The 16,420-nt window shown below is 69.2% G+C and carries 18 protein-coding genes; 12 read left to right on the plus strand and 6 right to left on the minus strand.

Annotation, left to right across the window (positions count from 1 at the left end):
• Window positions 1-90: 90 nt before the first annotated feature.
• Window positions 91-1,647: a GMC family oxidoreductase gene (locus OHS81_RS34255; RefSeq protein WP_328391625.1), complete on the minus strand. Its 1,557-nt coding sequence runs from the start codon at window positions 1,645-1,647 to the stop codon at window positions 91-93.
• A gap of 247 nt (window positions 1,648-1,894) precedes the next feature.
• Here OHS81_RS34255 and OHS81_RS34260 point away from each other — a divergent pair, with 247 nt between their 5' ends.
• Genes OHS81_RS34260 through OHS81_RS34295 form a run of 8 tightly spaced genes read left to right on the plus strand, consistent with a single transcriptional unit; the run spans window position 1,895 to window position 5,523 of the window.
• Entirely contained in the window at window positions 1,895-2,215 is a 321-nt protein-coding gene (locus tag OHS81_RS34260) for a gas vesicle protein GvpO (protein WP_129292565.1), read from the plus strand.
• A 35-nt stretch (window positions 2,216-2,250) separates the two neighbouring features.
• A complete protein-coding gene (gene gvpJ / locus OHS81_RS34265; RefSeq protein WP_328389797.1) occupies window positions 2,251-2,724 on the plus strand; it encodes a gas vesicle protein GvpJ in 474 nt (157 codons plus the stop codon).
• A gap of 3 nt (window positions 2,725-2,727) precedes the next feature.
• Window positions 2,728-3,486, plus strand: coding sequence for a GvpL/GvpF family gas vesicle protein (locus tag OHS81_RS34270; RefSeq protein ID WP_328389798.1), 759 nt, complete (start codon window positions 2,728-2,730; stop codon window positions 3,484-3,486).
• A 1-nt stretch (window position 3,487) separates the two neighbouring features.
• The gene (locus OHS81_RS34275) at window positions 3,488-3,712 is read left to right on the plus strand and encodes a gas vesicle protein GvpG (RefSeq protein WP_328389800.1); all 225 of its coding nucleotides are present in this window, start codon (window positions 3,488-3,490) and stop codon (window positions 3,710-3,712) included.
• A gap of 40 nt (window positions 3,713-3,752) precedes the next feature.
• Window positions 3,753-4,124 (plus strand): gas vesicle protein, encoded by a 372-nt coding sequence (locus OHS81_RS34280; protein ID WP_328389802.1) that lies wholly within the window; start codon window positions 3,753-3,755, stop codon window positions 4,122-4,124.
• Window positions 4,121-4,996, plus strand: coding sequence for a GvpL/GvpF family gas vesicle protein (locus tag OHS81_RS34285; protein ID WP_328389804.1), 876 nt, complete (start codon window positions 4,121-4,123; stop codon window positions 4,994-4,996). Before OHS81_RS34280 ends, OHS81_RS34285 begins: the two co-directional genes overlap by 4 nt.
• A gap of 3 nt (window positions 4,997-4,999) precedes the next feature.
• Window positions 5,000-5,230 carry a gas vesicle protein gene (locus OHS81_RS34290; protein ID WP_328389806.1) on the plus strand — a complete coding sequence of 77 codons (231 nt, stop codon included), beginning with the start codon at window positions 5,000-5,002 and terminating at the stop codon, window positions 5,228-5,230.
• On the plus strand, window positions 5,227-5,523 hold the full coding sequence (locus OHS81_RS34295; RefSeq protein ID WP_328389807.1) for a gas vesicle protein K: 297 nt from the start codon (window positions 5,227-5,229) through the stop codon (window positions 5,521-5,523). Before OHS81_RS34290 ends, OHS81_RS34295 begins: the two co-directional genes overlap by 4 nt.
• On the opposite strand, the gene OHS81_RS34300 is transcribed toward OHS81_RS34295, so the two are convergent.
• Window positions 5,477-6,361 (minus strand): DUF817 domain-containing protein, encoded by an 885-nt coding sequence (locus OHS81_RS34300; protein ID WP_443058807.1) that lies wholly within the window; start codon window positions 6,359-6,361, stop codon window positions 5,477-5,479. The two genes, OHS81_RS34295 and OHS81_RS34300, sit on opposite strands and share 47 nt — an antisense overlap.
• A 137-nt stretch (window positions 6,362-6,498) precedes the next feature.
• Between OHS81_RS34300 and OHS81_RS34305 the strand changes: the two genes are divergently transcribed.
• Window positions 6,499-7,155: a maleylpyruvate isomerase N-terminal domain-containing protein gene (locus OHS81_RS34305; RefSeq protein ID WP_328389811.1), complete on the plus strand. Its 657-nt coding sequence runs from the start codon at window positions 6,499-6,501 to the stop codon at window positions 7,153-7,155.
• Window positions 7,156-7,368: 213 nt separating this feature from the next.
• On the opposite strand, the gene OHS81_RS34310 is transcribed toward OHS81_RS34305, so the two are convergent.
• The 3 genes from OHS81_RS34310 to OHS81_RS34320 form a co-directional block, all read right to left on the minus strand.
• Complete coding sequence (locus tag OHS81_RS34310; RefSeq protein ID WP_088796138.1) at window positions 7,369-7,647, minus strand: hypothetical protein; 279 nt, start codon at window positions 7,645-7,647, stop codon at window positions 7,369-7,371.
• Window positions 7,648-7,829: 182 nt separating this feature from the next.
• Complete coding sequence (locus OHS81_RS34315; protein WP_088796137.1) at window positions 7,830-8,003, minus strand: CsbD family protein; 174 nt, start codon at window positions 8,001-8,003, stop codon at window positions 7,830-7,832.
• A gap of 315 nt (window positions 8,004-8,318) precedes the next feature.
• On the minus strand, window positions 8,319-8,654 hold the full coding sequence (locus OHS81_RS34320) for a hypothetical protein (RefSeq protein WP_328389816.1): 336 nt from the start codon (window positions 8,652-8,654) through the stop codon (window positions 8,319-8,321).
• 738 nt (window positions 8,655-9,392) lie between these two features.
• Between OHS81_RS34320 and OHS81_RS34325 the strand changes: the two genes are divergently transcribed.
• Complete coding sequence (locus OHS81_RS34325) at window positions 9,393-11,030, plus strand: APC family permease (protein WP_328389818.1); 1,638 nt, start codon at window positions 9,393-9,395, stop codon at window positions 11,028-11,030.
• A gap of 177 nt (window positions 11,031-11,207) precedes the next feature.
• On the opposite strand, the gene OHS81_RS34330 is transcribed toward OHS81_RS34325, so the two are convergent.
• Window positions 11,208-11,552: an STAS domain-containing protein gene (locus OHS81_RS34330; protein WP_328389820.1), complete on the minus strand. Its 345-nt coding sequence runs from the start codon at window positions 11,550-11,552 to the stop codon at window positions 11,208-11,210.
• A 2,005-nt stretch (window positions 11,553-13,557) separates the two neighbouring features.
• Between OHS81_RS34330 and OHS81_RS34335 the strand changes: the two genes are divergently transcribed.
• Window positions 13,558-14,769 carry a cytochrome P450 gene (locus tag OHS81_RS34335; protein WP_328389822.1) on the plus strand — a complete coding sequence of 404 codons (1,212 nt, stop codon included), beginning with the start codon at window positions 13,558-13,560 and terminating at the stop codon, window positions 14,767-14,769.
• A gap of 179 nt (window positions 14,770-14,948) precedes the next feature.
• Entirely contained in the window at window positions 14,949-16,304 is a 1,356-nt protein-coding gene (locus OHS81_RS34340; protein WP_328389824.1) for a serine hydrolase domain-containing protein, read from the plus strand.
• Window positions 16,305-16,420 lie beyond the last annotated feature (116 nt).

Consider the following 16,420-nt stretch of genomic DNA (forward strand, 5'->3'; position numbering starts at 1 on the left):
ACGAGAGCAGGTACGGGGCAGCCGGGAGGCAGGCCGGGCGGGCCGGGGAAGCCGGCCGGACCGGCCTCACGGGCCTGCCGGTCAGGCCCGTCAGGCCGGGGCAGGGATGTCGCGGATCAGGTCCGCCGCCTTCTCCGCGATCATGATCGTGGGGGCGTTGGTGTTGCCCCGGACCACCGTGGGCATCACCGAGGCGTCCACCACCCGCAGGCCGCTCACCCCGTGCACCCTGAGCCGGGAGTCGAGCACGGGGCCGATCGGGCAGCTGCCCGCCGGGTGGTACAAGGTGTGCAGCTCACGACGGGCGAAGTCCAGCAGCCCGGCGTCGTCCGTGGTGCGGGGAACGCGGAAGTCGGCGCGGCGGTGCTTGCGCAGACTGGGGCGGTCGGCGATGTCCAGCAGCATCCTCAGCGCCCGCAGCATCGTGGCGCGGTCGTCCTCGGTGGCCAGATAGTTGTGCAGGATGTGCGGGGCGGCGCTGGGGATCGCCGACCGCAGCGAGACCTTGCCCCGGCTGGTGGGGTTGAGCAGGACCGCGCCGAACATGAAGGCGTGGTCGGTGACGGGGCTGATGCCCTCCTCGTGGAACATCACCGGAGTGGCGTGCACCTGGATGTCCGGGGCGTCCAGTTCCTCAAGGGTGCGGTGGAAGCCGCCGGCCTCACCGACATTGGAGGTGAGCGGGCCGCGCCCCTCGGTCTCCAGCATGCGCACGGCGTCCGGCGTCTCGGCGGTGAACAGGGTCGCGGTGTCGGTCAGATAGGAGAGGCCGACATGCGGGTGGTCCTGCAGGTTGGCCCCCACCGGGAGGTCCACCCGGGGTGTGATGCCGAGAGCCGCGAGTTCACCGGCCACGCCGATGCCGGAAAGCATCAGCAGCTGCGGGGAGTTGTACGCACCGGCCGACAGCACCACCTCCCGCTCGGCGTGCCATTGCTGCAGTTCGCCGCCCCGCTCCAGCTCGACGCCGCTCGCGCGCTCGCCGTCGAACAGGATGCGGGTGCACCGGGCGCCGGTGAGCACCTCCAGATTCGGCCGGGCCAGGGCCGGCCGCAGATACGCGACGGCCGTGCTGCAGCGCATGCCGTCGCGCTGGGTGAGGTGGTAGTAGCCGACACCGTCCTGCTCCGGGCCGTTGAAGTCGGCGGTGAAGGCGTGGCCGGCCTCCTGAGCGGCCGCGACGTAGGCAGCCATCAGCGGATGCCGGGAGCGGCCTTCGCTGACGGTCAGCGGCCCGCCGGTGCCGTGCCACGGTGACTTCTTGCCCCGGAAGTCCTCGGCGCGCAGGAAGTAGGGGAGGACGTCGTCCCAGCTCCACTGCTCGGCGCCGGCGGCGGCCCAGGCGTCGTAGTCGCGCCGGTTGCCGCGGATGTAGATCATCGCGTTCATCGACGACGAACCACCGAGCATCCGGCCCCGGGGCAGGAACCGGCGGCGGCCGTCCAGGCCCGGTTCGCATGCGCTGAGGTAACTCCAGTCGTACTTGGTCTGGAACAACTTGCTGAAGGCGGCCGGAACATGGATCTCCTGGGCATCGTCCGCCGGCCCGGCCTCGATGAGCAGTACGCAGGTGTTCTCGTCCTCGCTGAGCCGGGCTGCCAGTACGCACCCCGCCGACCCGGCCCCCACGATGATGTAGTCGTACATGCGCACGTCTGAGCCCCTCCCTGTCCGGACCCTCTTCACCCAACCTGCCCCGGCGGGTCCGGCCACACCGGGAAATCAGCCATTGTCGACGGGGCCGAACGACCGGCAGCGGCCCGTCGCGGGGGCTTCCCCGGCAGGGGCACAGCGTCGTCGTCTCGGGGCACCTCATTCGGTCGCGTCAAACCGATGGCACCTCATTTGGTCCCGCTGGAGATGCACGGGTCAGGGGGACGATGAGACTTGGTGTATGGCAGAACAATCCCGAACGCGGGTTCGGTCGTCCACGGCTGCCCGAAAGCACAAGAAAACGCCGGGAAGCGATCCCGGGGAAGTGGCTCGCCGGGCCGCCGAATTGCTGCAGAGTCTGATCAGCCAGCGGGTGGAAGGTGTTTCCGCGGTACGCCGGACCGACGACGGCTGGTGTGTCGAGGTGGATGTGCTGGAGCTGGCGCGGATTCCGGATACCACGAGCCTTCTTGCGACATACGACGTGAAGCTCGACGACGAGGGCGAACTGCTCGAGTACTACCGGACCCACCGCTATCGACGAGGTGCGGCCGACCAGTGAACGCGGAGCGCTGACCAGCTGAAAGGGCACCTCATATGGCTACGACAACGTATTCGGGACTGTCCGGCGAAGTCATTCCCTGCCCGCCCAGGGCAGGAACGCTGTACGACGTGATGGAACTCATCCTGGACCGGGGGATGGTCATCGATGTGTTCATACGGGTGTCCCTGGTCGGGATCGAGATCCTCAAGATAGACGCCCGCATCGTGGTGGCCAGCGTCGATACGTATCTGCGTTTTGCGGAGGCGTGCAACCGGCTGGATCTGGAGCACGATTCGGGCAGCGTGACCGTTCCGGAGCTCTTCGGCGGCCAGGCCGCCAAAAGCGTCGGAAAGCACAAGGCCAAAAAGGCCGCCAAATCCATCGGCAACACCGTCCGTTCGGTGGTGGGCGGCGATGACGACTCGGATGACGAATCCGAGGAGGAAGCGCAGCCGCAGCGGCGGCGGCGCAGCAGTTCCGCCCGGTCCGGGGCCGCCTCCCGCCGACGGCGCTCAGAGGAGGAATGAGCAGTGACGGACGACGGCATCTACGTCTACGGCATCGTCCGGGCCGGTCACCCGTTGCCCTCGCACCTGCGCGGAGTGGGAGATCCGCCAGGGACGGTGGAGCGCATCGGTGAAGGGCACGTCGCCGCGGTCGTGAGCCCGGCGCCGCCGAACCTGCGCGCCCGTCGTCGCGACCTCATGGCGCACCAGGAGCTGTTGCTGACCCTCGCCGAGGCCGGGCCCGTCCTGCCCATGCGGTTCGGCATGGTCGCACCGGACGAGGCAATGGTCCGCCGGCAGCTCTCGGACGCCGAGGAGCAGCATCTGTCCGCCCTGGACGACCTCGCGGGAAGGGTCGAGATCAACGTCAAAGCGATGCCCGCCGACGACTCGCTCGCCGCGCTCGTCACGGGGGACGCCACCATCCGCGGCCTGCGCGAGGCGGTGCGCCGACGGCCCGGTTACGAGGCGAACATGCGCCTCGGCGAGGCGGTGGCCACCGCGCTCTCGCGCCGGGCCGCACAAGCGGGGCACGAGATCGTGCGGGCGCTGACGCCCCGGGCGCACGCGGTTGCCGCCGGGCCGGAGGTTTCCGGCTGCCAGGTCAATATGTCCTTCCTGGTGGACCGGGGTGACAGCGCCGGCTTCATGGCGGAGGCGGAGCGCCTGGCCCGGCACCACCGCGAGCGCGTCGAACTCCGGGTGGCGGGCCCGCTGCCCTGCTACAGCTTCCTCGAACCGCAGCCGCTCGCGGCGAGGCCAAGGGCGAGGGCGGGACGTTGAGGTGGGGCTGATCAGCGGTGTACTCACCCTGCCGCTCGCGCCCGTGCGGGGTGTGGTCTGGGTGGCCGACCAACTCGCCCAGGCGGCCGACCGCGAGCTGCACGACCCGTCCGTGATCCGCGCCCGGCTCGTCGCGCTCAACCATGAATTCGAATCCGGTCACCTCGGCAAAGAGGCATTCGAACGGGAAGAGGAGCAACTGCTCGACCTGCTGTACGAGAGCTGACGGGGCCGGCGAAGAGAAAGCTAGAGAAAGGAGCGACCACGTGACCGACGTCGATGAGAGATGGGCCGCTCCTCCTGCCAACGGCCCGACCACCTCGAACCTCGCCGACATCCTCGAACGCGTCCTGGACAAGGGGATCGTCATCGCCGGCGACATCAAGATCGACCTCCTCGACATCGAGCTCCTGACCATCAGGCTCCGGCTGTTCGTCGCGTCGGTGGAGACCGCCAGGAAAGCCGGTATCGACTGGTGGGAGACCGACCCCGCACTCAGTTCCAAGGCAGCACAGAACGAGTTGCGGGAGGAGAACCACCGGTTGCGTGAGCGCGTGGAAGCCCTGGAGTCCGCCGAGGACGGTGGCCCGCCCTCGTCCCGGTCACAGGACACGGCAGGGGCAGGGGCAGAGACATGACGGGCAGCGACGCGACCGGCCGGGACGCGACGGGGCGGGACGCGACGGGCAGCGATGCGCCGGCGGAGCAGCCCGGCACCCCGGACGGAGCTACCGCGACCTACGTCTTTGCCGTATGCCGGCAGCTCGACCCGGCCGCCCTCAGCGGGCTCGCCGGCCTCGCCGAAGGCTTTCCCGTACGCGGTCTGCGGTTCGGCGCCCTCACGGCGGTCGTCCAGGACGTACCCGCTGCCGACTTCAGCGAGGACGCATGGCAGCAGCGGCTGTCGGACCGTGCGGAGCTGGAACACTGCGCACGAGCTCACCACGAAGTGGTGACCGCGGCCGCCGTCTGCGGCCCCACGGCACCGCTGGCGCTGGCCACGCTCTACCGGGGGGACGAGCGCGCACGCCAGGCCCTGGAAGCGGACACGGACCGCTTCACCGCGGTGTTGGCACGCATCGAAGACCACGCCGAATGGGGGGTCAAGGTCTACCTCCCCACGCCATCCCCCACGCCCGCCGCTACGGCACCCGCCCCGCCTCTCCCGCACGGCGGCCGGGCACCACGCGGAGCGGGCCGCGCGTACCTGGAGCGGAAACGGGGGCTGCACCAGGCGCGAGAACACCGGCACGACCGCGCGCTGCAGACCGCCGAAGACATCGATGCCGCCCTGAGTCGCCTGGCCACCGCGGCCCGCCGGCTGCGCCCGCACAGTCCGGAGATGACGGGGGAGAAGCACCGCCTGCAGGTCCTGAACGCCACCTACCTGGTGACGTCGGTATGCGAGAAGCGACTGCGGGACGCGGTGGCGGGCCTGCGGCACCGCACGGGAGCAGAGGTCGAGCTGTCGGGTCCCTGGGTCCCGTACTCCTTCGTCGGGGAGGTGTGAGCCGTGTCCGACCGGCACCCCGTCCCCTGGGAAACACCGGGCCCGCTCACCGGCCCCATCGGCGTCCCGCTGGTCGACCTGCTGGACCGCGTCCTGTCCACCGGGGTCGTCATCAGCGGTGACCTGGTCATCGCCATCGCGGACGTGCCCCTGGTGCGGCTCTCCCTCCACGCGTTGCTGTCGTCGGTCAGCGAACGCGTGCCCGCGCCGTGGTCGGACTCGGGCCCGCTATGAGCGAACGCACCGACGCGCGGGAGAGCAGATTCGACGTCGACCGTGACCAAATGGGCCGCGACCTGGTCTCGTTGGTACTCACCGTGGTGGAGCTCCTGCGGCAGTTGATGGAACGGCAGGCGATCCGCCGGGTGGAACAGGGAGACCTGAGCGACGCACAGGTGGAACAGATCGGGGAGACACTGATGCACCTCGAAGAGCGGATGACCGAGCTGTGTGATCAGCACGGCCTGCGCCTCGAGGACCTCAACCTCGATCTCGGGCCTCTGGGGTCCCTCCTTCCGCGCCATTAAGGGCCTCAGGGCTTGTCCTTTGTGCGGCAGGAGCGCGGAGTCGCGGAGAGCCGCCGCCCGGTGTCCGGCCTCCCGGGGTCTGCTTGCCCTTGGCCCAGGCGACCAGGACGAAGGTCACGCTGATCAGGAGTGCCCAGGCTCCGATCTTCTCCCCGGCGACGGGCTGCCAGCCGTGCAGCTGGTCGGGGTAGCGCCAGGCGCCGAGAGAGGTGGCGAGGTTCTCCGCGAGCCACAGGAAGAAACCGATCAGGGTGAAGCCGAGCGCCAGGGGCATCCGGTGGCGGGTGTGCCCGACGGTGAACCTCACCTGTGTCCCGGCGGTGACCGCGAGCAGAGCGGCGGCGAGGGGCCAGCGCAGGTCCGGGAGCCAGTGGTGGCTGAAGAAGTTCACATAGATCGCCACGGCCACCACCGAGGTCGCTCCGGCGCGGTAGCGGCTCAGCTCCAGGTCCATCACATGCCAGGCGCGGCACACGTAGCTGCCCACCGCGGCATAGAGGAAGCCGCCGTAGAGGGGCACGCCGGCGAACTTCAGTACAGCCGGTTCCGGATAGCTCCAGGACCCCAGGGCGACCTTCACCACTTCGAAGGCCAGACCGATCACATGACACACCGCGATGACCGCGGTGTCCCGACCGCTCTCCCAGCGGCAGGCCAGGAACACCGCGGTCAGCAGCACCCCATAGGCGACCAGCAGGTCATATCGGGCAATGGGCAGCTGCGGCAGCGCCTGGGACACGGCCACGCCCGACAGGAGGGCGATGGCGAAGGCACAGCAGCGTGTCTCCAGCCAGGCGAAGAGGAGAGCCTTCCGCAGAAGGGTGGGCACGGTCGACATATCTCTGTCGACGCACGGGGCCCGTGGACTGGTTGCCGGCGCCCTGTTCAGGGGCTGCCGTCGCCCCGCGGACGAGGGCGCGCGCCGGTCATCCCCTCCTCTTGTCCGCCGTTCCGGGACCGCACTACCGTGCCGATGTGGATCTCTTCTCACGCTCATGGGCAGCGTTGCGCACGGCGGTCGCCGAACTCCCGGACCAGGACTTCGGGCAGCCGTCCGGCTGCACCGGCTGGCTCGTGCGGGACCTCGTGTGCCACCTGATCATCGACGCGCAGGACGTCCTGATCACCCTCGCCACCCCCGCGGGAGCACAGCCGACCGTGAACGCGGTGACCTACTGGAGGGTCGAGGACCAACCGCCGACCGGCGAGGACCCGCTCGATGCGCTGACCGTCCGGCTGGCCGCCGCGTACGAGGAACCGCGCCTGCTCACCTTCCACCTCGACGACGTCGGCTCCGCCGCCGGACGCGCCGCCGAACTCGCCGACCCCGGCGCCCGGGTGAGCACCCGCGACGAGGTCCTGACCGTGGGCGACTACCTCACCGCGTACGTCCTGGAGTGGACGCTGCACCACCTCGATCTGATCGCGTACCTCCCGGACGCGAAGGAACCGCCCGCGGAGGGCCTGGCCCGGTCCCGCGCGATGCTGGAACGGATCGCCGACGCCGCGTTCCCCGCGTCGTTCACCGACAAGGACGCACTTCTGGTCGGCACCGGGCGCCGGGCACCGACCGAGGGGGAGCGGGCCGAACTCGGCGGGCCGGCCGCGAAACTGCCGCTCGTCCTGGGCTGATGCCGGTCCGAGGTGCCCGCGGGGACGAGGCGCCCGCGGGGACGAGGCGCATCAGCTGGACGCCCGTCTCGTAGTGCCGGCCGGCGCCGGGACCGGCGAACGCGAGCTCGGTCTCCGACGGCGTCCGCACCGCTCCGGCGCCCCTGGGCCGAGAGGCGGTATCCGGCCACTCGGCCGACCTCCCACGGGCCCCGGGGGTGTCCCGGGATGTCGTCAGGCTCCCCGGTCGGCGTCGGAGAGCGCTGCGATATGGGCGCGGTAGGCGGCGATCTCTTCGTCGGTGAGGGCCAGGCGGCCGGGGCCGGGCTGGTCGGCCGGAAGCCTGGTGGCCTGGACAGCGGCGTCATAGAGGGGGCCGGGCAGATTCAGGAGCAACTGGCCCTGCTCGGCCGTTTCGATCACCACCCAGGAGTCCGCGTTCTCGTCGTGAACATCGGCGGCCCCGATGGTGCTGATGGCGGTAACGGTCAGAACCGGAGGAATTTCGCTCATGCCACCTCCCTATCAGCCATGGCCTGACACGGCGAATCGCCGACGGCCCCGGCCATGGCGCTGTCATGGCACCGTCTTGCTTCCGCGAGTGGAATCCGTCCCGGCTCGCGAAGTAACCCATGCCATGGGTGGGTGGGACCACAGATGTACGTGGCCCACCCACCCATGACGGATTCCTGGCGTCAGTCCTTGAGTGCGTCCTTGCCGCTTTCCTTTGCGTCGCGCAGGTTCCCCTTGGATTCCCGCACCACGCCGTCCGCTTCGAGGCGTTCATTGCCGACCGTGCGGCCGACTTCCTTTTCCGCCTTCCCGGTCGTCTGCTCCGCCTTGGCCTTCGCCTTCTCCACGGCGCTCATGATGAGGTCCTTTCGTCGGCGTCATCATTCCGCTGCCCGCAGAACTCCGCGGGAAACAGGGGAGTTTCCCGCGGAGGGCCTGACCCGGCCCGGCGCATGGCCGGAGACGAGCCGCTGCGGAGGCGGATCCCTTTGCGGCGGGACCCCTCGATCGAGGTCAAGAGACGAGTGCACGGCATTTCCGTATCCGCACCGGCGGACGGGCGGCCGGCGGCCGCCCGTCCGTTTCCCAACAGTGCGTCACTCAAAGGTTTCTGAGAGATGATCACCACTGTGTGGGCCCGTGCAAAAACCCGGCTCCCTCAGGGACAGCTCTTAGCGGTCGACGTCCACCCGAGCGCCGCCGCCGGTGTGCATACCGCCGACGGACCGGTAGTGGTGCCTGTGGTGATGGTGCTTGCACATGTGGTGGTGGCCGTGCCAGTGGTGGCAGTACCGGCCGTGGTCGTGATCCCGGTGCCGGTCACGGTCGCGGTAGCGGTCCCGGTCGCGGTCTCCTCTCCGGTGACGGCCGTGGTCGTCGTGGTGTGCCGAGGTGGCGCTGACCGTGGTGCCGTCCTCGGCCGCGGGCGAGGCCATCGCGGTGGGCGCGCCCACCGCGAATACCGCGGTAATGACGGCTGAGGCGAACAGGGTGCGGGCAGTGCGCATGGGCATGTTCCTTTCGGCCTACTGCGAAGGGCGACACCGCGTCGGCCTTCTCGTCGCAGTAGCGACATATGACCCGCCGTCAGCTGCCTTGTCACGGCGCACCACTTGAGAACGTCGCAAGAATGCGCTTTATGGGTGGCTCTATCGCGAAAATGACGCGTCAGGCCGAACCGGTCAGGTCGAACGGCTCAGGCCGAACGGGTCATGTCGGACGGCTCAAAGTCGGACGGTCAAAAGTCGGACGACCCAAAGCCGGACGGCGCGCCGCAGCGGTGTTCCCCCTCAGTCACCGCCTCTACGCCCTCCACCCCTACAGCGGGGACCGCGGGAGAGAGGCCATGCGCCCGACGGTCGCGATATGTCGCGGCGTGATGTCCGGTGGTTTCCCCGTCGGCTCCCGCCGGCCTGCCGAGGGGCTGCTGAAGATCGCGAGGACCTTGATGGGCGGCATTACCTGACCCGAAGCTCCCATTGCTGTCCCCAACCTTCAATTTTTCCCCAAAATTATGGGGGATCCGAAGAATCGGATGGGTAATTGCCCGGTTGCATTCTGCTATCGACGCCGTCCCGTGGACCGCCCATTCGGGAATCCCGTGAAATGTCCACAGTGGCGAGCTGAGCATTCGGTATGCATTCCTTCAAGGAATCCCACTATTCAGGCAACGGCTCTTTGCAGGGCCGTGAATGCTCCCTACTCTGAGGCAAATTTTCAGCCACTGCTGTCTTGAAAGGCCTCCTATGGCAAGCGTTGACGAGATCGCTCCCGAGAGGGCACGGGCCTCCGGCTCCCTCCGGAGGGACGTGGGACTGATCGGCCTGATGTGGGCGTCGGTCGGCTCCATCATCGGATCCGGGTGGCTCTACGGGGCGCAGAAGGCCGTGGTGGTGGCGGGACCGGCCGCGCTGATCTCCTGGATCATCGGCGCGGTCGCGGTGGTGCTGCTGGCGCTGGTGCACGCCGAGCTCGGTGGCCTGTTCCCGGTGGCCGGTGGTACGGCGCGGTATCCGCACTACGCCTTCGGCGGCCTGGCCGGAATGTCCTTCGGCTGGTTTTCCTGGCTCCAGGCGGCGACGGTCGCCCCGATCGAGGTCGAGGCCATGATCGGTTACGCCGGTCACTGGTCGTGGGCCCAGGGTTTCCAGCACGCCAACGGGACCCTCACGACGAGCGGCTTCATCGTCGCGGTCGTCCTGATGGCGATCTTTGTCGCGGTGAACTTCCTCGGCGTGAAGGTGCTGGCGCACACGAACAGCGCGGCGACCTGGTGGAAGATCGCCGTACCCCTCGGGGCGATCTTCATCATCGCGGCGACCAACTTCCACCCGCACAACTTCACCTCGCAGGGCTTCGCCCCCTTCGGCGCGAAGGGTGTGCTCAGCGCCATCAGCACCAGCGGCATCATCTTCGCGCTGCTCGGCTTCGAGCAGGCCATCCAGCTCGCCGGGGAGAGCCGCAATCCCAAGCGCGACCTGCCGCGCGCCACGATCGGCTCGGTCGTGATCGGCGCGGTGATCTACGTCCTTCTCCAGGTGGTCTACATAGGCGCGCTGCCGCTGGCCTCCTTCGCGCACGGGTGGGCCAAGCTGGACTACGCGGGCATCAGCGGCCCGTGGGCCGGCCTGGCCACCGTGGTGGGCCTGGGGTGGCTGGGCTGGGTCCTCTACGCGGACGCGATCATCTCCCCCGGTGGTACCGGCCTGATCTACACCACCTCCACCTCGCGCATCTCCTACGGCCTCAGCAAGAACGGCTATGCGCCCCGGCTGTTCGAGAAGACCGACGGCCGCGGTGTGCCGTGGTTCGGCCTGATCATCTCGTTCGTGACCGGCGTGATCTGCTTCCTGCCCTTCCCGAGCTGGCAGGAACTGGTCTCCTTCATCACCTCGGCGAGCGTGCTGATGTACGCGGGCGCGCCGCTGGCGTTCGGCGTCTTCCGCGACCGGCTGCCGCACCACGAGCGCCCGTACCGCCTGCCCGGCGGCGGTGTGATCTCGCCGGTGTCCTTCGTCGTCGCGAGCCTGATCATTTACTGGGCCGGGTGGGACACCCTCCAGCGGCTCGGCTGGGCGATCATCATCGGGTATGTGCTGCTCGGCAGCTACGCCTGGTACGCGACGAAGAAGCGCCTGCCGAACGCTCCGCGACTGGACTGGAAGGCCGCGCTGTGGCTGCCGGTATACCTGGTCGGCATGGGCCTCATCGCCTGGCAGGGCGGCTTCGGCGGCCAGGGGCACCTTCCGCTGTGGTGGGACATGGCGGTCATCACGGCGTTCTCGCTGGGCATCTACTACTGGGCCCGCGCCACCGCCGTCTCGTCCGAGGCGATCGAACAGAACATCGAGGAGGTCGCGGTCGTGGACGAGGGTGGTCACTGACCGCCCCATGACGTGATGCCCCGCAACCGAGGGGTCCGGCCTGCCAACCGGCCGGACCCCTCGGTTTTTCGCTGTCGTACGGCCCTGCCGAAGCGCGCGACCGCTCCGCCGGTATGCCCGCGACCGCCGCCACTGCGCCCCGCAACGGCCTCCGCGCCGCTGACCACGAAGACGGGTCTAGAGCAGGTCGAGCGCCGCGCGTACCGCGGTGTTCAGGTCGGCGCCCCGGAGGTCGAGGTGCAGGGCCGAATCCAGGACGTACCGCGGTTGCGCCTGCCAGCCGCGGGTGTGCAGACGGGTGTCATGGCGGGCGGTCCGACGGTGCAGGGCGCACAGGAAGTGCAGGCCCGTCACGTCCATGAACGGCACGTTCTGCATGTCCAGGACCACTCCGGCCAGCGTTGCGGGCAGCGAAGCGAGGACACGGTCACATGCGGGCTCGCAGGCACGGTCGATCTCACCGCAGGCCATGAGCAGCACGGTGTCGTCCAGATACTGGGTGCTGATGGTGAAAGGAATCATGCCCTCAAAGAGTTGGGGTGGCAGTCTCCAGCAGCCGCAACACTGCGGGCACACGGCAGGCGCCGCGTGCGGTCCGGCGGTCGCGGGCCGCCGCGGCAGGAGCTGCCGGGGATCACATCCCGCTTCTCGGAGCACCGGGTGAGCAAGACTCACGAGCCGAACCAGGCTGTTCCGTCACCTCACTGTCCCACATCGCGCCGCTCGTTCGGAACCTGTGGCACCACGGCCGTCGGGCCCGCACCGCCGCGCCGCCCGGGGGCCGGCGGTTCAACTGGATTGCCTCGGAGGCGACTTGACCGCACAGCGGCACTGCGGCGGCAACACGGCTGCGGAGTGCGGTCATTCCCGGCGCGCCGGGGCGTCACCGGAGGAGCCGGCCGGCCGGCGGCGTGCGGGCCTTCGCCGTTTCGGGCGTGCGAGGTCGCCGCTTCCCGCGGGGAGGTTCCGCACCGCCCGGGCCGAGAGCGGCGCACCCTGCCGGGGCATATTCGACGCCTCCATCAACTGCTTGCCCATCGGCAACAATTACGTCATCTCTTTCGGGGCAAGCGATCCCAAAGCAGTTACTGCCGCGTTCACGTCGGCCGCAAGGCATGGAATCCAGCCAATTAACCGGACGTCGAAAGCAAGCCACCGAGGGAGCGGCTGCGTTGGCCGGTCAACAACCATGGAGGCCGGCCGCGATGGCGGATGAGCGCGGTGAATGCGGGCCTGGCCTGCCCGGCTCCGCTGCGGGCACTGCGGCGGCGAACACCTTCCGGTGCGCCGGTGGCGGCTCCGGCCCTGGCCCGGATCTGCTCTTGAGGCTTGTTCTCCCCGCAGCGGTTTGCCAAGGTCTGACACTTGCCGCAGAGCAGTGGTGGCATCATCCTGCGGCGGGGGAGAGCGGCCCCCTCGGAGCGCCTTGCCGCTCCCCGGGAAACGTTCATTACCCACTTCCCCGCACTCGGATCGAACGGACGGTCGAAAATTGTTTGCCTCACGCGCAACAGGGGTCACTTGCGGCCTACTGGCGAGCAGGGGTGAATGGGTATAGAAATCACTCTCAGTCAAACCGCAGGGGGTTGCTATTGTATGACTGGGAGTGAAGACTGTCGGTCAAGCTGGACTGGCGTGAAAGCGCCCGGGGGCGCGGAGCGTTGACAACATCAAACTGTACCCGCCGGTAGCGTTTTGCGTTTCTCTCGTTCTTTTCGGGCGCCGTTGGCTCGTGTGCGGATCGCACACCTTTTCGTGTGCGGGGATGCCTGGCACGTGTCATGTGTGGGGGTTTTCAGTGGGGGATGTGTGGTAACGAGATGGTCAACGGTGGCTTCGCTGCCGTGTGTCCTGGCGAGGGCGGAGGGCCGGGCAGGGGTTTCGTGGCCTGATTCGTCGAGCCGCGAGGTGGACCCGGCGCCATGTTCTCGATTGCCTGCGTCCAGGGGCGGGAGGGGGCTCGGCATGCGGAATGGCACGTCCGGCTCTGTCCGGGAGTTGCCGTCGGCCGGTACGCGGGGGCATACCGGCAGGCCGCCGAGGCTGCTTTTCTGCTGCTGTCGCCGTTGAGCGCACCCGCAGTGGTGTGCAGGCGCCGCGGAAGCCGGTCACCCGGCGCGTGAAGGCGGTGCTGCCGCGCCGCGCGCCGTACATGTAACGCGGATTCATGAGCCTGTGCAGGCAATGTGCCGCGGGGGCGGTACGGCGGCCTTATCCGCATGCCTTTAACCGGTGTTCATGTTCGCGTATCTCTAGGGGCGTTCATGCCGTCGGGAGATCCGAGTGCCCTTTTCGGGATGCCGCAACATCGTGGTGGAAGACCTGCGCCGAACCTGGCTTCGCCAATTCTTGCACAGGAAGTACAAAATTAATCCGAAGGCCATCAAGGTCATGAAAGGGCTGTGATAGTAAGCCTGTTGCGTCATACGGCGCTCCGTCTTTTCGACGGGTACGGCCGCCTACCAGTCCAGCGCATAACCGCCGGGGAGGAACGAACCCTCCCGGACCCGCACTTCAGGGAGAACCGGTGACCAGCAACGAACTGAAAGAGGCACCTTTCGTCTTCGACGATCTGGTCGGCCGGTGGAGTAGCTTGGGCGGCGAGGCCGACCCCGTGCGCCATGACGAGGGGCAGAACGTCTGGCAGGTGCTGGACCACCGGAGCGTGGCCGCGGTCCTCGCCGACCCGGCGACGTACTCCTCCGACTTCTCCGGACTGACCCCCACCCAGCCGGACTTCGAGACCTTCCGCCAGGGCAACTTCGTCGGCATGGACCCGCCCGAGCACCGCAAGCTGCGCACCCTCGTCAGCCAGGCGTTCACCCCGCGCGTCGTCGCCGGACTCGAACCGAGGATCCACGCCATCACGGCGGAACTGCTCGATGCCGTCGGGGACCGCGACCGGTTCGACGTGGTGGACGCGCTGGCCTACCCGCTGCCCCTCCTCGTGATAGCCGAGCTGCTCGGTGTGCCGGCCGCCGACCGCGGGCTGTTCCAGGAGTGGGCGGCCACGCTCTTCGGCGGGGACGAGATCGGCGAATCGCTGGACATGAGCGATATCGAGCGCGCACTGGACTCCATCGCCCCCACCGTGCGCGAGATGAACGGCTACCTCCTCGAACACATCCGCCACCACCGGAAGCACCCCGGCGAGGGGCTGACCAGCAGGCTGCTGCAGGCCGAGGTGGACGGCGTACGCCTGGCGGACCAGGAGATCGTCGGCTTTGTGGCCCTGCTGCTGGTCGCCGGGCACATCACCACCACCGCCCTGCTGGGCAACGCCGTGCTCAGCTTCGACGCGTATCCCGAGGCCGCCGCGCAGGTACGCGCCGAACCCGGCCGGCTGCCGGACGCCATCGAAGAGGTGCTGCGCTGGCTGCCGCCCTTCCCCGAACTGGGGCGCCGTACCACCCGAGAGGTCGAGCTCGGCGGCAGGACCCTCCCCGCCGACGCCATCCTGATGGCCAACCTGGCCACCGCCAACCGCGACCCGGCTCGGTTCACCGATCCCGGCACCTTTCACGTGATGCGTCACCCCAACCCCCACCTGACCTTCGGCCACGGCATTCACTTCTGCTTCGGCGCACCCCTGGCCAGGCTGGAGGCACGCATCGCGCTGCGGCAGCTGCTGGACCGCTTCTCCTGCCTCACCATCCCGAGCCGCCGTGAGGTCGAGTTCCAGAATCCGGCCGTCATCGTCAGTGCGCGTCGTCTGCCGGTGGAGGTGCGGAGGGCATAGCGCCGTTCGCAGTGAAGAGCGTGCCCGGCACCAACGGCCGGGCGCACGCGAGGAGATCGGTTGCCGAGTTCCCTCGGCGATCAGGCCCAGGGGCTGGTCCGTCCGTGCCGTGAGGTTGCCGTCACGGCAGGCAGACGCGCCATTCCCCCGTGAGTTCGAGTTCCGGGAGTTCCTTTCTCATGCCGCATGCTTCGAGTGCTCAGGTCGCGAGCCGGCAGCCGACCCACATACGACGCCTCTTACAAGAGCGTCTGGACACGCTCGCGCGCACCCACCAGGTGCCGGGAGCCCAACTCGCCGTGCAGGTCGACTCGGTGACGTACACCGCCCAGACGGGCGAGGCGGACAACGCCACCGGCGAGATGTTCACCGCGGACACGGCGGTGCCGCTGGGATCCGTCACCAAGCCCTACACGGCCGCGGTGGTCCAGCTCCTGGCCGACGACGGTGACCTCGCGCTGACCGATCTCGTCGGCACGCATGTGCCGGAGCTGCGACGGGCGCCGCACCTCACCGTACGGCAGCTGCTCAGCCACACCGGCGGCCTCCCGACCGGGCCCGACTCGGACGACGCGGAGGCACTGACCCCCGCCCGGTACCTGTCCGCGCACTGTTCCGGCCGGGACACCGTGTGCGCGCCCGGCAGCGGCTTCTCCTACTCCAACGCCGGGTATGTCGCCGCCGGCCGGCTGATCGAAGCAGTGACGGGCATGACCTGGCAGGAAGCCGTGCGGTCGCTGCTCCTGGAGCCCCTGGGCACCGTTCCCGCCTTCCTCGGCGACCGCGCGCCGACGCGTCCGGTGGCCCGCGGCCACTCCGTGAACACGACCTCGGGCCGCGTGCTTCCGGTGCAGCAGAACCTGGCACCGGTGGAGGCCCCCGCGGGTGCCCTGCTGGCCAGCGCGCTCGACCTGGTGGCACTGGGCCGGGCCCTGATCGGACACGGCCCCCGCACGGTGCTGACACCCGACGCCGCCGAGGAGATGCGCCGCCCCGTACCGGGCGCCGCCCCGGGTGTCCTGGCGGACGCATGGGGCCTGGGCGTCGCGCTCTTCCAGCAGGGCACCCAGCAGTGGTGCGGCCACGACGGCAACGCCCAGGGCACCTCCTGCCATCTGCGGGCCGAACCGGACAGCGGCACGGTGGTCGCCTTCACCAGCAACGCCAACAACGGCACCGCTCTGTGGCACGAACTGGCCGAAGACCTCGACCGGATCACCGGAGTGCAGGTCCCCTCGGCCGCGCGCCCGCCCGAGCGCGGCCGCGCCGTCGCACTTCCCCAGTGCGCCGGGACCTACCACAACGGCACCGTCGAGTACCGGGTCGCGGCGGACGCCGACGGCTCCCTGACGCTGACCGTGAACGGCGACACCCCCGCGCCCCTGGTCTGTTATCCGGATCTCACCTGTGACCTGGTGGATCCCGCGTCCGGCCGCCGCCATCCCGGCGGGCGCTTCGTGCGGGACCCGGAGAGCGGTGCCATCGACCGCGTCCAGATCTCCGGCCGCACGGCCCGCCGTACCGTCACCGCCTGAATCGGGCCTGCCGCGGACCGACCCGGTGCGACTCCCCGCTCTCTCGCACCCGGCTCGTCCGAACGCTCCGGCGCGCCCGCCCGGGACCGCTCTTCCGGGCTGCCCGATGTCCTGCC

The sequence above is a fragment of the Streptomyces sp. NBC_00400 genome (assembly GCF_036048035.1).
Classification (GTDB): Bacteria; Actinomycetota; Actinomycetes; order Streptomycetales; family Streptomycetaceae; genus Streptomyces.

What these genes read in the sequence shown, in the direction of transcription:
- OHS81_RS34255 (WP_328391625.1), bottom strand. Translation starts at nt 1,647, where the DNA reads ATGTACGACTACATCATCGTGGGGGCCGGGTCGGCGGGGTGCGTACTG.
- OHS81_RS34260 (WP_129292565.1), top strand. Translation starts at nt 1,895, where the DNA reads ATGGCAGAACAATCCCGAACGCGGGTTCGGTCGTCCACGGCTGCCCGA.
- gvpJ (WP_328389797.1), top strand. Translation starts at nt 2,251, where the DNA reads ATGGCTACGACAACGTATTCGGGACTGTCCGGCGAAGTCATTCCCTGC.
- OHS81_RS34285 (WP_328389804.1), top strand. Translation starts at nt 4,121, where the DNA reads ATGACGGGCAGCGACGCGACCGGCCGGGACGCGACGGGGCGGGACGCG.
- OHS81_RS34295 (WP_328389807.1), top strand. Translation starts at nt 5,227, where the DNA reads ATGAGCGAACGCACCGACGCGCGGGAGAGCAGATTCGACGTCGACCGT.
- OHS81_RS34300 (WP_443058807.1), bottom strand. Translation starts at nt 6,361, where the DNA reads ATGTCGACCGTGCCCACCCTTCTGCGGAAGGCTCTCCTCTTCGCCTGG.
- OHS81_RS34310 (WP_088796138.1), bottom strand. Translation starts at nt 7,647, where the DNA reads ATGAGCGAAATTCCTCCGGTTCTGACCGTTACCGCCATCAGCACCATC.
- OHS81_RS34315 (WP_088796137.1), bottom strand. Translation starts at nt 8,003, where the DNA reads ATGAGCGCCGTGGAGAAGGCGAAGGCCAAGGCGGAGCAGACGACCGGG.
- OHS81_RS34320 (WP_328389816.1), bottom strand. Translation starts at nt 8,654, where the DNA reads ATGCGCACTGCCCGCACCCTGTTCGCCTCAGCCGTCATTACCGCGGTA.
- OHS81_RS34325 (WP_328389818.1), top strand. Translation starts at nt 9,393, where the DNA reads ATGGCAAGCGTTGACGAGATCGCTCCCGAGAGGGCACGGGCCTCCGGC.
- OHS81_RS34330 (WP_328389820.1), bottom strand. Translation starts at nt 11,552, where the DNA reads ATGATTCCTTTCACCATCAGCACCCAGTATCTGGACGACACCGTGCTG.
- OHS81_RS34340 (WP_328389824.1), top strand. Translation starts at nt 14,949, where the DNA reads ATGCCGCATGCTTCGAGTGCTCAGGTCGCGAGCCGGCAGCCGACCCAC.